The following is a 13655-nucleotide window of genomic DNA, read 5'->3' on the forward strand; positions in this document are numbered from 1 at the left end:
AGGGGAACAGCGCCCATGACGCCAGCAGCTCAGCGCGAGACCGAGCGGACCGGGGCGGAGGCGCTCCCCGAAGAGGGCAACCTGGTCGAGGTACGCGGCCAGTCCTGGGTGGTCGCCCGTGTAGAGCCGACTCCGCCGTCCCCCAACGGCCACGAGAACCGCCGCCCGGCCACCCTGGTCCACCTGCAGTCGGTCGCCGACGGCCGCTTCGGCGACACCCTCTCCGTGATCTGGGAGGTCGAGCCCGGCCGCCGTGTGCTGCCCGCCGGCTCCCTCCCCGACGCCTCCACCGGCACCTACGACTCCCCGAACCGCCTCGCCGCGTTCCTCGACGCCGTCCGCTGGTCCGCCGTCGCCTCCGCCGACGCCAAGACCCTCCAGGCCCCCTTCCGCTCCGGCGTCGCCGTCGAGCCGTACCAGCTGGAGCCGGTGTCCCGCGCCGTCGGCGCGCCCCGCGTCAACCTGCTCCTCGCCGACGACGTCGGCCTCGGCAAGACCATCGAGGCCGGTCTCGTGGTGCAGGAACTGCTGCTGCGCGGCCGGGCCCGCCGCACCATGGTGGTCTGCCCGGCCGGTCTCACCCTCAAGTGGCGCGACGAGATGGCCGAGAAGTTCGGCCTGGAGTTCACCATCGTCGACTCCGAGCACTGCGCCCGCCTGCGCCGCACCCACGGCACGGCGGCGAACCCCTTCCGCGTCCACCCGCTCACGATCGTCTCCCTGCCCTGGCTGCGCGGCCAGAAGGCCCAGCGCCTCCTCGACGAGGTCATCGGCGCCCCCGAGGAGAGCCCCGACGGCGAGCACAAGCGCTTCTTCGACCTGCTCGTCCTCGACGAGGCCCACCACGTGGCGCCCGCCGCGCCCAAGCAGGTGTACGCCGTCGACTCCCAGCAGACCAAGCTGATCCGGCGCCTCGTCCCGCACTTCGAGCACCGGCTCTTCCTCTCCGCCACCCCGCACAACGGCTACCCGGAGTCGTACACGGCGCTCCTGGAACTCATCGACGACCAGCGTTTCGCGCGCGGAGTCGACCCCGACAAGGAAGCGCTCAAGGACACCGTCGTACGGCGCCTGAAGTCGACGGTGACCAACGCGGACGGCACACCCCGCTTCCGTACCCGCAAGACCCTCGAACTCCCCGTCGACTACACCCCGCAGGAGCGCGAGATCCACGGTCTGCTCGGTGAGTTCGCCGAGCTGCGCCGCAAGAAGCTGACGCCGAAGGCCCGGGGCGGACGCCGCGCCGCCGACCTGGTGACCCTGCTGCTGAAGAAGCGCCTGTTCTCCTCCCCGGCGGCCTTCCTGCACACCGTCCAGGTCTACCTGTCCCACCTGGAGGACACCGGCCCCGCACGGGGTCGCTCCGCGGCCGCCGAAGTCCCCGAGTGGCTGGAAGAGTTCGCCGACCTGGTCGCCGACCTCGACGACACCGGGCTGGTCGACGCCGAGGACGACGCGCTGACCCGCTCCACCTCGCTCACCCCGGCGGAGGACGGCAGGGAACTGGACCTCCTCCAGGAGATGGAGCGCTGGGCCCTCACGCACGAGGCGGCACCGGACTCCAAGGCGGAGGCGCTGATCCGCACTCTCAAAGCCATCTGCCGCCCCGACGGCAAGAAGTGGACCAACGAACGGGTCGTGGTGTTCACCGAGTACCGCGACACACAGGAGTGGCTGTACGACCTCCTCCAGCAGGAGGAACTCACCGACGGCGGCCGCGTCGAGCGCCTGCACGGGGGCCTGTCGGCGGAGGAGCGCGAGCGCATCCGCCTCGGCTTCCAGACCGACCCGTCCCGCGAGGAGGGCAAGGTCCGCATTCTCCTGGCCACCGACGCCGCCGGCGAGGGCATCGACCTCCAGAACCACTGCCACCGCCTGATCAACTACGACATCCCCTTCAACCCCAACAAGCTCGAACAGCGCATCGGCCGCATCGACCGCTGGGGCCAGAAGCACGACCCCGAGATCACCCACTTCATCGGTGCCGGCTGGCAGCAGGCCCAGGCCGGCTCCTACGAGGCCGACCTGGAGTTCCTCTCCCGTGTGGCCAAGAAGGTCGCGCGCATGGAGCACGACCTCGGCTCCGTCAACGCCGTCCTCGCCGACGCCGTACAGCGCCGCATGACGGGCGACACCGCACCGGTCGACATCGAGAACGCCAGGCCCAAGCCGATCAAGGGCCGCCGCACCGGTGGCGAGGTGGCGCCGGAGCAGAACGTCACCGCGCAGACGAAGCGGCTCGCCGACCAGTACGACGAGACGGTGACCGCGCTGGGTCTGACGCCGGCGAACGTCAAGCGGGTCGTCGACACGGCCCTGGCACTGGACAACCAGCCGCCGCTCCTGCCGTCGACGTTCATGGCCGAGGACTTCGAGCCGGGCGACCTGTTCGAGGTCCAGCCCCTGTCCGGGAGCTGGGAGCGCGCGACCCGAGGCCTCGCGCACAAGCTCCGCGAGGGCGAGCAGCGCCCGCTCACGTTCTCCCCGGTGGTGGCGGCACAGGCCAAGGACGACGTGGTCCTCGCCCACCTGAAGCATCCGCTGGTGGCGTTGTCGACGCGTCTGCTGACGGCGGCCGTCTGGAACGCGGACTCGATCGGCCTGAGCCGCGTCACGGCGGTCGTCTCCGACGACCCGGCGGTGACGACGACCCTGGTCTCCGCGTACGCGCGCTACGTCCTCGTCGGCACCGACGGCACCCGCCTGCACGAGGAAGTCCTGTACGCGGGCGGCTGGTTCGGCGACACGGGCCGCTTCCGCCGCTGGGAGTCGGTGGGTGAACAGGGCAGGGTCCTCTCCCAGGCGCTCACCGAGGGCATCGAGGCGGCCCCGCACCTCCGCAAGGAGCTGACGGAGGCCTGGCCGAGGCTCCGAGACTCTCTCTACCGCTCCCTGGAGGCCCGGGCCGGTGAACTCGGCCGCCAGCTGGAGAGCAGGCTCGCCGACCGCCGGGCGGAGGAGGAGCGCCGGATCACGGCCACCCTGGACCGCTTCGAGGCCACCCTGCGCGCCAAGCTCAAGGAAGAGGGTGAGGGGGAGGGCGAGCAGCTGGCCCTGCTGTCGACCCACGAGCTGACCGGCCACGAGCGCCGCCAGTTCGAGGACGACCGCCGCCGCTGGCAGGAGCGCCTCGACGGCCTCCCCGCCGAACGCGAGCGCGAACTCGCCGCCATCGCCGCCCGCTATCGCGAGCCCCGCTCCCACCTCTTCCCCGCCGCCGTCGTCTTCGTGATCCCCGCAAAGGAAGCCCGCCGATGAGCCCCCGCCGCACCATGAGCCGTGGAGCAGCCGCCGCCAAGGCCCAGGCCACCGACGGCCGCCGGCAGCACCAGGAGTGGCTGGACCTGACCGAGGTCTCGGGCCCGTTCCTGACCATGCCGGTCCTGCTGCGCGCTTGGCCCCAGCTGGACGCCCTGGAGAAGGAGGAGCGGCCGAGGCTGCGCGCCCGCCATGCCGACTGGCAGACGGACACGACGGCGGGCCGCGACGAGTGGGTGGCGTATGTGCTGGGCCGCCTGCTGGAGTGGGGCGACGCACTGGCATTCCGCCACGGCGAGTCGGAGCACGACGGCCTGGACCGCCTGACCCTGCGGGTCGCGGAGCACAACACCGAGGTGCGCCCCGACTTCGCGCTGGTTGAGCCGGGTGCGGATGTTGCGGCCGAGCCGGACGTGGAGTCGGCGGCGAAGCGGGTACGGCTGCTGGGCATGACGATCCCGGCCGGTACGGCGCCCACGGCTCGTGTCGGCGGTGGCGGCGACTGGTCCGCGGCCCCCGCTGACCGCCTCGCCCGCCTCTTGCGCCACCACGGCGTACCGCTCGGCCTGGTGACCGACGGCCGCTGGTGGTGCCTGGTCTGGGCGCCTGTGGGCGGTGTCACGACCACGGCCGTCTTCGATGCGATCGGTTGGAACGAGGCGGCGGAGCGGAACGTCGTGCGCGCGTTCGTCTCGCTGCTGCGTCGCCGCCGGTTCTTCGAGTACGACGACGCCGAGACGCTGGTCGGTCTGCTGAAGGCCAGCCTGGCGGCGGGCGAGGACGTCACCGAGGCGCTGGGCATCCAGGTCCGACAGGCGGTCGAGCTGCTGGTGGACGCCATAGGGCGGGCGGACGTGCGTGCGGTCGAGCACGGGGCGCCGGGGCTGCACGCGTCGGGCGTGAGCGCGGGCGAGGTCTACCGGGGCGCCGTGGCGGTGATGATGCGCGTCGTCTTCCTGCTGTTCGCGGAGGAACGGGGCCTGCTGCCGGCGGACAACGAGGTGTATGCGCGCTCGTACTCGGCCCGCTTCCTCCGTGACGAGCTTAAGGCGCGGGCGGACGAGGAGGGCGAGACGTCGCTGGAGCACACGACGTCGGCGTGGCACCGCCTGATCGCCCTGTTCCACGCGGTGCACGGGGGAGTGGACCACCCGGGTTCGGGCTTCCACCTCCCGGCGTACGACGGTTCGATCTTCGACCCGGACAAGTACCCGTGGCTGGAGCGCACCACCCCGCTCCTCCCGATCGACGACCGCACGGTCCTGCACATGCTCCAGGCGGTGCAGGAGGTCCGGGTCGGCAAGGGCAAGGACCGAGAGGTCCGCACGCTCAGCTTCCGGGCGCTGGATGTTGAGCAGATCGGTTACGTGTACGAGGGCCTGCTGTCGTACGACGGGCGCCGCGCGACTGAGCACATGGTGGGGTTGATCGGCCCCGAGGGCCTGGAACATGAGGTCCCGCTGCGGGAGTTGGAGTCGCTGGCGGCGAAGTCGGGCGCGTCGGTGAAGACGCTGGCGAAGTCGATCCACGACAAGTGGAGGGACCCGAAGCCCCCGGCGACGGCGGGGCAGCTGGAGAAGAAGTTGGCTCCGCTGGGTGCGGAGGACGCGGCCGAGGCACGGCGCCGACTGAACGCGGTGACGAAGGACCCGGGGCTCACGGAGCGGCTGCTGCCGTTCGTCGGCATCCTGCGTGATGACTTGCGTGGCCTGCCGACGGTCATCCCGAACGGTGCGCTGTACGTGACCGAGTCGTCCCTGAGGAAGAACACGGGCACGCACTACACGCCCCGCTTCCTGGCGGAGGAGGTCGTGTTGCATGCGCTGGAGCCGCTGGTGTACGAGCCGGGCCCGTTGCAGACGGCGGACACGGGGGAGTGGCGGCTGAAGTCCTCCGAGCAGATCCTCAACCTGAAGGTCGCGGACATCGCCATGGGTTCGGCGGCGTTCCTGGTGGCGGCGTGCCGTTACCTGGCGGACCGCCTGATCGAGGCGTGGGAGTCCGAGGGCCGTGCCGATGCCATGACCTATCGCGCGGGGCGGGCTGTGGACGCGGTGACTGCGGCGGACGCGGAGCAGGACCCGGTGGTGGTCGAGGCGCGGCGCCAGGTGATTGAGCATTGTTTGTATGGGGTCGACATCAACCCCATGGCCGTGGAGATGGCGAAGCTGTCGCTGTGGCTGGTGTCGATGGACCCGGGGCGGCCGTTCACGTTCCTGGACGACCGGTTGGTGTGTGGGGACTCGCTGCTGGGTGTACACAGCATGGAGCAGATTCAGTCCGTCCACATGAAGCCGAGCGGGCAGACCGATGTCCTGGCTGAGCAGGCGCGGGAGTTGGTGGACCAGCTTACGCGCGAGCGGTTGGCGATCACTGCGATCAAGGGTGTGGATCTGCGGGCGCTGCAGGAGAAACGGAAGCGTCTGGGGGAGGTCAACCGGCATTCGGGGCGGCTGCGGTTGGTGGGGGACCTGATCGCGGGGGCGGCGCTTGCCAGTTGTGCCTCGGGGCGGATGCCGTGGTATGCGGAAGACGGCGGAGAGCGGGTTCGGGAGCTGCACCCGCAGGCGGCGTGGATGGTCCAACGGATCATGGAGGAAGGCGTCGAGGACGACTCGGAAATCGTGCATGAGGCGCGCGGGAGGGCGAAAGCGTGGCTAGCGGCGGAGTTGCCGGAAGGCGCGCTGGAGCGGCGGCCGGTGCATTGGCCGTTGGTTTTTCCGGAGGTCTTTGCGCTGAGAGGCGGGTTCGACGCGGTGGTGGGAAACCCTCCGTTCCTGGGCGGAAAAAAGATCACGGGTGCGACTGGTGAAGCGTACCGGGAGTACTTGGTGAGTTTTCTGGCCGACGAGTGCCGCGGCAGCGCGGACCTCGTCGCCTACTTCGAGCTGCGTGCTCACGCCGTCCTCAACCGGGCTGGGCAGACCGGCCTAGTCGCCACAAACACGCTGGCCCAGGGCGACACCCGTGAAGTGGCACTGGATCGACTCGTGAACAGGGGCGCAACTATCCGACGGGCTGTCAAGAGCGAGCCCTGGCCTTCCAAGTCTGCCACCCTGGAATACTGTGCGGTCTGGACCTCTCAGACCCAGCCCGCCGAGTCTGTGCCCTTCGTGTTGGACGGCAAGGAGATTCGAAGTGGGATCTCCGCAGGTCTTGCGCCGGCAACGCGTGTCGCGCCCTGGGCTGAGCCTCTGGCGCGGAACATCGGACTGTCGCACATTGGCTCGCTGGTTCTCGGTACAGGCTTCACGCTCCCGGAGCCCATGGCGCAAGAGTGGATCGCCCAGGACGAGAGCTACCGGGAGGTGCTCTTTCCATACGTAAACGGGCGAGACGTCAATCAGAGCCCGAGTCACGGGGCTAGCCGCTGGATCATCAACTTCAGAGATCTCCCCCGCTCGGCCTGTGAGCGATGGCCTTACGCCTACGAGAAGGTGGTGCGTGAGGTGAAGCCGGAGCGGGACCAGAACAAGCGGAAGGTGTATCGCGAGCGCTGGTGGCAGTACGCAGAGAAGCAGAGTTCGATGGTGCGCGCGATCGAGAACCTCGATCGATGCATTGTGATGGCACGTATCAGCAAGTCCGTCATGCCGGTCATGGTGCCGACGGGCCCGGTATTCAACGAAAAGGTGGTCGTCTTCGCATCCGAAGACCCAGCTCTTCTCGCCTTCCTCAGCAGCGCTCCCCACTATTGGTGGGCGCTGGCGCGGAGTTCAACGATGAAAGCAGACCTCAACTACGCGCCCACCGATGTCGTCGAGAGCCTTGTCCGCCCCGTGCTTACCGAGCGGCTCCGCGCCCTCGGAACCCACCTCGACAGCTACCGCCGAAATCTGATGGAGGCCCGCAGCATGGGGCTAACCACCACCTACAACCTGGTCCATGCAGCCGACTGCCACGATGAGGACATCATTGAACTCCGGCGTATCCATGAGGAGATCGACAGAGCCACCATCGATGCATACGGCTGGCGAGACCTCCTGGACGATTCCGGAAAGACCCGAGCCGACGAGCCGACGCACGAGACATATTCATTGGACCACGGCTTTCAGGACACCGACCAAGGCACCCGCTACACCATCGGCATCCACGCCCGAACCGAGATCATTGACCGCCTTCGCCAGCTGAATCACCAGGCCTACGCAGATGAGGTTCACCTTGGGCTGCACAAGGGTGTGACCGAAGAGAAGGCGAGGGAGAAGCACCCGGACCTTCCCCCGCCGTCTCCCGAAGCCATCCGGAAGCGCAAGGAGCAGCATGCCGCGCGAGGTGGGTCGGATTTCGGGGAGGGCGCTGAGGGCGCCCTGTTCTGAGCCGACGGCATGACGACGGGCTCGCTCGCGTCACTCAAAGGTGCCGCGAGCGAGCCCACTGTTTCCCCAAGAAGCTCCCCTCGGCCCTACCCCACCGTGAGCGCCACGAACGCCGCCCACTCGCGCTGGCCAATCCGCAGCACAGGCCCGCCGCCTACGACCTTCGAGTCACGCACGTACATGGCGTCCAAGCCGGCAGCCACCTCCACGCAGTTGCCGCCGTCCGATCCGCTGTAGCTGCTCTTGAACCAGCGCAGCCCGTCCACGTGCTCGGCCATCCGCTCCACGCTCATGTTTCTCCCACCATCCGTTCGAGGAGTCGCGCAGACTCCTCGACGTTCAAGGCCTGCGATCGCAGCTTGCCATACCGCAAGGCGAACGTACTGACCTCGGAGGGCTCTGTGACGACGCACCCGACACCTTGGGACTCGAAGTATCCGAGGTGCTTGTGCTCGTGTGTCTCCACCACTACGAACGGACCATTCTTGCCCGGATGGAACCCCCTCCGGGCAGGCATGACCTGGATCTCCACGTTGCGCAGCGAGCCGATCTCGAGAAGTCGTTCCCACTGCTCGCGCATGACCTCAGATCCGCCGACCGGATCGCGCAGCGCCTCCTCACTCACGATGAACGACAATTCGGCGAGCGGCACCCGCGTAAGCAACTTCTGTCGGCTCAGCCGCGCTTCCGTGTGCTGGTCGATGATCTCCTCGCTGAACGGCGGACAGTGTCCAGCGAACACCGCCCGCGCGTACGCCTCCGTCTGCAACAGCCCCGGCACAAGCAGCGGCTCGTAGTCGAACCGGCTGACCACCTGCGCCTCGATCAGCGCGAAGTTACGGAAGAACCTCGGCAACTTCGCCCGGTCCACCTCATCCTGGAGCACCTGCAGCACCCCACCCGCCCCCAGTACCCGGTCCGCCGCCACTGTGAACGCCGCCTTCGCCGGCCGCCGCCCCTGCTCGACCGAGGCGACCTGCTCCAGCGAGTAGCCGATGGCGTCCCCGAGCTGCTGCTGGTTCAACCCGGCCCGCTTCCGCAGATGCTGGAGGAGGACGCCGTACGCCGACCACACGCCAGGCAGATCCGGCGCCTCCTCCTTGGCCTTCAACGCCCGCCCGCTCCGCCCGTCCCATACCGCCTTCACACGCCCATACCCTTCCGTCCCCGAAGCGCACCCCGCTCCACGTCAACCCACTGGGCCATGTTCAACGCGGCCCGTCGCAAAGGGGACACGAGCAGAACCCGTACAAGGCCCGTACAACGGAGCCGACCGCCAGCCACCCACCCCGTACGACGACACCGACGTACGGCCGTCGTACCTGGTCAGCGGACCACTCGCGGCCTCAGCCTGGCACCGTGACACAGCATCAGCTCACCGACGAGGCGCAGCCGCCCCACACTCCCACCCCCGACCCCACCCACCACCTGACCCTGCGCTTCAGCAGCACAAGACGCGGCGCCCGCCTGGCCCGCCAACTTGCCGTCCAGCAGTTCACCGAGTGGACGGGCCTCCCGCACGACTCGGACCCCGCCCGAACTGTCGCCCTCGTCACCGCCGAACTCGCGGCCAACGCCATCCGCCACGGCAGCCTCCCCGGCCGAGACTTCCGACTCGCGCTGCTCCTGCTGCCGCACACCCTCCGCATCGAGGTAACCGACACCCGCCCCGAGCGCCTGCCATCGCGCACGACACCACAGCCCGCCGACGAAACGTCGGGCCGCGGACTGCTTCTCGTCGAGGCCTACGCCGACCGCTGGGGATGCACGGTCCGCGACGCGTACACGAAGACCGTCTGGGCGGAGGTGCGGCACCACACCACCGGCTGAAGGAGACGGTCAACGAGTGGCGTAGTGCTCCGCCAGCTTCTCGATCTCCCGGGTCCACAGCAGTACGTCGTCGCCCGGCCGTTTGTAGGGTGCGCGCCGGGCGAGTTTGAAGAACCCGCTGGACGGCCAGCCGGTGTCCTTCAGCACCACGAGGGCCGACAGCAGGGGGAGCGATCCGTCTGGGCTTTCCCGAACCGAGGCGTCCTCCAGGAGGTAGGGCATGGGGCCCTCGTGGGCCGGGACGTGATGACCGCGGCGCGCGAGTTCGCTGCTGAGGTCGCCGTACGAAATTGGCGCCGCGCCTTTGAGCGCTCGTGAACGCAGGATCTCGATCACGGCCGCCAGAGCCTCTTCGTACTCCAGTGTGCCCTTCTGCATGTGACCTCCCGTTCCCGGACACCGACGACCGCTGAACCTATGCCACCGGCGGCGCGGCTGTGGCCGAAATTCCGGAGATGACCTCAACCTCTTGTGAACTCAGCGCACGGACAACATACTGGGCCAATCAATCGCCGCCCGCCCGCTCTTCGGCAGGCAGGCACACGTGGCCCGGGGGCGGGGGGAATTCGTGAACGGTTCAGACGGCCGTCTCGTGCAGACGGCGGTGATAGGGGGCCCGAACTCCGGACGCGCGATCATCCTGCCGACGGACGCGGACGAATTGACCCGCTGGCGCCGGCGTCACCCCGCCTACACCTACTGGTGCGGCACCCAGCTCGGTGGTTGCGGCAATGAGCTGTCGGACCGTCTGTACCGCGACAAGGTCTGCCACTTCGCTCACCGGCCCCACACCTCCTGCCACCGCACGGCCAACGGTGCGGCCAGCGCGGACCACCTCTTCATCAAGGATGACCTCGCCGCATGGGCGGGACGCAACAGGCTGAAGGGGCGGGCCACTGCACGCAACCTCGGATCCGGCCCCGGCGACGCCGTCGACTTCAGGGTCGGCACCGCCAGACAGCAGCACGTGCGTTTCCAGTTCAGCAGGCTCGCGCATGCCGAGTGGCAGCAGGCCCGCCGGCGGCTCTTCAGTGAATCGGCCACCCTCGACTGGGTCTTCGGGCCCGGCACGGCCCAACCGGAGACCATGGAGGAGCTGTACGACGAGTACGGATACCTGCTCCGCTTCCGCTTCGAGACGCACGGCGCGGTACGGCGCATCCGACTCAGGGCGGAGGACCCCCGGCACAGCACCGACTGGGTGCCCCTGGACGCCTGTGCGATGACCCCCGCGGGGCTCCGGGTCCCGGGAGTGGAGCCGCGCCGCCGTTCGGGTAGCGGCCCGGCCGCCGAGGCGGGAGCCGGACGCAGGGCGGTGCCGGTGCGGCGGTCCCGAGAGGAGCAGGTGCTCGCGCTGAGGGAGGCGCTGGTGAGCGCCGCGAGGTTCCGGACCCGGCCCACCTGGGAGGCGCTGGCCCGGACCGCCGGAAGCGACCTGCTCGGGCTGTCCGTCCCGGACCGTGTCGGTCTGCTGGTCGCCGTGGAGCGTGCCGGGGGCGGTGAGGGGAGTCCGCTGCTGTCGGCGCTGATCAAGACCGGGGAGAGTGACCCGCCAGCCTACGTGGGGAACGTGGTCACCGCTGTCGGTTGCGGGGTTCCTGCGACGTCGGCGGTACTCAAGCGGTGGTGCCAGCGTGAGGCGGACCGGGCGTTCGCCGCGTACGGGGTGCCGTCCCGCACGGCTCCGCCGCGGCTGCCGCTCACCGCGGACGGTCAGCTCGCCCCACAGCACAGTGCCGAGCCCGCTCAGCACCAGACCATCGTGCATGTCCAGGGCGGCCCGGTCCGACAGTCCACGGCCCGGCCGAAGCCGAAGTCGAAAGGGCACGTCGGTGTCCCCCTCCTCCGTGACACGGAGATTCGGCACGCACTGCGCAGCGCACGGCAGCGACGTGGCCCCAGGCCCAGGTATGCCGCGGCTCTCATGGCACGGGCGGAGGAGGCGCTGACGAGACTGCCGGAACCGCAACGCACCGAGCTGGTCGCCGAGATGGCCACCACCCGCCGCTGGCTGGACAGCCGACCGGACACACCGGCGCGGAAGCCGAGGAAGAGCCGACGCGCCAAGGAGGCGGGCGACGGGAAGAGGACCGCGGCCGCGAAGAAGTCGGAGCGGGCGAAGAAGACGCAGCGGGGGAAGAAGGCGAAGAACCCTTTGCAGGGTGCACGTCCCCTCCCCGGATTCGGCGACGCCCGACCGAAGACGAGGCCGAAGTGAGCGCCGTGCCCACCGCGAACTGCCGCCCTCGGAGCCTCTTCCGGAGCCGTGCAGGCCTGGGCGAATCCGGCTGAGGTCACGGCGGGAAGCTGCAACAACTTCCTCGTCCAGCGGCGCGGACTCATGGCCGCGATCATGCGGGACTGCTGACAAACACTTCGATACCGGGGGGCGATGACATGACTCTCTCTGCTTACGAACAACAGGAGTGGGACAAACTCCAGAAGCGAAAGGCGGCTTCCCTCAGCAAGGAGGCGAAGAAGATCCTTCCGCAGTCGGCCCGGGACCGACTCGCTTCGCTCGGCCAGAAGGTGAAGAGCGCCCCGGGCGCCGACAAAGTGGCTGCCGCCTACGGCGGAGCCGCAAGGGGCCTCGGGAAGGCTGTGGGAGACACCGCAAGCCGGACCGTGAGCAAGAAACGTGTCGTCGAACAGTATCGACGTGCCGGACACGACGTCGCCGGGTTGGACGAGATCCGTGAGCTCGACCTGCGTGTCGTCGATGAGGTCACCAGGCACAACCTGCTTCGGTACGGCCACGCGCTCTCGGCAGCTGCGTCCGGCCTTGGCTCCGCCGCGGCCGTGACAGGCGGCGAGGTGCTCGCCGGCGCCGGAACGATCGCCGGGGCGGGCGCGGGTGCCGCACCCGGATTCGGAACCGTGGCCGGGGCGATGGCCGCCGACACCGCGATGATGCTAGCCCTCTCCACCCGAACGGTCGCCGCCACAGCTCTCTACTACGGCTACGACCCAAGCGATCCCGAAGAGGAAATCTTCGTGATGTCCGTGATCGCTCTCGGAATGTCCACGGGCACATCGGCGAAGACGGCCGCTTACGCCGAACTGTCTCAACTCACCCAGTTGCTGGTGAGGAACGCTCCTTGGGCCAAGTTGAACGAGAAGGTTCTCACGAAGATCGCCCAGGCCTTCGCGGCGAAGTTCACGCAGCAGCTACCGAAGAAGAAGCTCGGGCAGTTCGTGCCCATCGCCGGCATGGCTGTCGGCGCGGGGCTGAGCTACCTGCTCATCGATCGGATCGCTGTTTCGGCGCGCGACGCGTATCGCGAACGTTTCCTGATCGAGAAATCTTGCGGCGACCTGACCGGTGACCTTGACTACGGCGACGCCGACCTCGCGCAGGACGATGACACGATCGGCGTGGTCGAACTGCTCCGGGAGGAGGATGCGCTGCCGAGGTCCACCCCGTCCGACTCCGTGGACCAGCCCGACAACTGAGCTCGGAGCACTACCGCAGGGGGCACTTCCTGGAGATCACGCAAGTTGCTTGCCGCGGGCGAACAACGCGGCTTCGATCTGGTCCGGGAGGACACCCGCTTTCTGCGCGTGCTCGTGCGCGAGGAGCAAGTACCGGCGGTACCACGGCGTCGTCCAACCGCTTGTGGGCCACATCTCTCCGGTGCCGGCGGCCCGCAGCGCCAGGGCGACGAAACGGTCGAGGATCAGCGGACGCCACGCTCCTTCGCACTGCTCGTGACCGGCGAAGTAGAGCACCTTCGTGAAGAACGCCGGGCCCAGGTACTTGATGTGCTGGTCGTTGTTGAAGGCGTAGTACGCCGCGACGGGGCCCTCCTCCCGGAGCGTGCCCAGTCCTGCCTCCAGGCGCGTGTCGATGTCCCCGGCGGAGGCGGCCGCGAAGATGTCTGCGCGACGTGTGACCGAAAGGGCTTTGGTTCCCGTGCCCCACACGAGCGCGGCGGTCAGCAAGTGCCGACGGCCTTCGACGGTGTCCGATCGGCGGGCGACACCGAAGACCGTCTCGCGGTCGACTCTCCGCCGACCGGCCACCGTCGGGCAGTCGTCGAGCTCCGGCGGCCACCAGTCGGCGCTGGGCAGAAGAGGCAGCCAACGGGCCCGGTCGAACGGAATCGCTTGCCCGAGTACTTCGCCACGGTCAGGGACCGTAGTCCCGGTGAGCATCAAGTCCACCTTGGTCGCCGTCATGCTCTGAGTGTTTCGCATCGCCGTATCAACTCCTCTGTGTCGGGGCGCCGGGACGCCCGCGGCGCGCAATAC

9 protein-coding genes are annotated in these 13655 nt (G+C 68.9%); 5 read left to right on the forward strand and 4 right to left on the reverse strand.

Annotation, left to right across the window (positions count from 1 at the left end):
• Window positions 1-15: 15 nt before the first annotated feature.
• Window positions 16-3258, forward strand: coding sequence for a DISARM system SNF2-like helicase DrmD (drmD, locus tag AB0412_RS05720; RefSeq protein ID WP_366401197.1), 3243 nt, complete (start codon window positions 16-18; stop codon window positions 3256-3258).
• Window positions 3255-7574, forward strand: coding sequence for a DNA methyltransferase (locus AB0412_RS05725; protein ID WP_366401198.1), 4320 nt, complete (start codon window positions 3255-3257; stop codon window positions 7572-7574). The genes drmD and AB0412_RS05725 overlap by 4 nt, the downstream gene beginning before the upstream one ends.
• 86 nt (window positions 7575-7660) lie before the next feature.
• On the opposite strand, the gene AB0412_RS05730 is transcribed toward AB0412_RS05725, so the two are convergent.
• Together AB0412_RS05730 and AB0412_RS05735 are read right to left on the reverse strand one after the other, a co-directional pair.
• Window positions 7661-7867, reverse strand: a complete 207-nt coding sequence (locus AB0412_RS05730) for a DUF397 domain-containing protein (protein ID WP_366401199.1) — start codon at window positions 7865-7867, stop codon at window positions 7661-7663.
• Complete coding sequence (locus AB0412_RS05735) at window positions 7864-8685, reverse strand: helix-turn-helix transcriptional regulator (RefSeq protein ID WP_366401200.1); 822 nt, start codon at window positions 8683-8685, stop codon at window positions 7864-7866. Before AB0412_RS05735 ends, AB0412_RS05730 begins: the two co-directional genes overlap by 4 nt.
• A gap of 248 nt (window positions 8686-8933) precedes the next feature.
• Between AB0412_RS05735 and AB0412_RS05740 the strand changes: the two genes are divergently transcribed.
• On the forward strand, window positions 8934-9404 hold the full coding sequence (locus tag AB0412_RS05740; protein WP_366401201.1) for an ATP-binding protein: 471 nt from the start codon (window positions 8934-8936) through the stop codon (window positions 9402-9404).
• A 9-nt stretch (window positions 9405-9413) separates the two neighbouring features.
• Here the strand turns inward: AB0412_RS05740 and AB0412_RS05745 are convergent, their stop codons facing one another.
• Window positions 9414-9782, reverse strand: a complete 369-nt coding sequence (locus AB0412_RS05745) for a hypothetical protein (RefSeq protein WP_366401202.1) — start codon at window positions 9780-9782, stop codon at window positions 9414-9416.
• A 190-nt stretch (window positions 9783-9972) separates the two neighbouring features.
• Between AB0412_RS05745 and AB0412_RS05750 the strand changes: the two genes are divergently transcribed.
• Entirely contained in the window at window positions 9973-11622 is a 1650-nt protein-coding gene (locus AB0412_RS05750; protein WP_366401203.1) for a hypothetical protein, read from the forward strand.
• A 179-nt stretch (window positions 11623-11801) separates the two neighbouring features.
• Complete coding sequence (locus AB0412_RS05755) at window positions 11802-12857, forward strand: EcsC family protein (protein ID WP_366401204.1); 1056 nt, start codon at window positions 11802-11804, stop codon at window positions 12855-12857.
• A 36-nt stretch (window positions 12858-12893) separates the two neighbouring features.
• Here AB0412_RS05755 and AB0412_RS05760 read toward each other — a convergent pair whose 3' ends face one another.
• Window positions 12894-13583, reverse strand: a complete 690-nt coding sequence (locus AB0412_RS05760) for a hypothetical protein (protein WP_366401205.1) — start codon at window positions 13581-13583, stop codon at window positions 12894-12896.
• Between the last annotated feature and the right edge of the window lie 72 nt (window positions 13584-13655).

Origin of the sequence: Streptomyces sp. NPDC052012 (assembly GCF_040689265.1) — a bacterium.
Taxonomy (GTDB): Bacteria; Actinomycetota; Actinomycetes; order Streptomycetales; family Streptomycetaceae; genus Streptomyces.

Coding starts and splice junctions, on each gene's coding strand:
- AB0412_RS05725 (WP_366401198.1), top strand. CDS start 3,255: ATGAGCCCCCGCCGCACCATGAGCCGTGGAGCAGCCGCCGCCAAGGCC.
- AB0412_RS05745 (WP_366401202.1), bottom strand. CDS start 9,782: ATGCAGAAGGGCACACTGGAGTACGAAGAGGCTCTGGCGGCCGTGATC.
- AB0412_RS05755 (WP_366401204.1), top strand. CDS start 11,802: ATGACTCTCTCTGCTTACGAACAACAGGAGTGGGACAAACTCCAGAAG.
- drmD (WP_366401197.1), top strand. CDS start 16: ATGACGCCAGCAGCTCAGCGCGAGACCGAGCGGACCGGGGCGGAGGCG.
- AB0412_RS05760 (WP_366401205.1), bottom strand. CDS start 13,583: ATGACGGCGACCAAGGTGGACTTGATGCTCACCGGGACTACGGTCCCT.
- AB0412_RS05730 (WP_366401199.1), bottom strand. CDS start 7,867: ATGAGCGTGGAGCGGATGGCCGAGCACGTGGACGGGCTGCGCTGGTTC.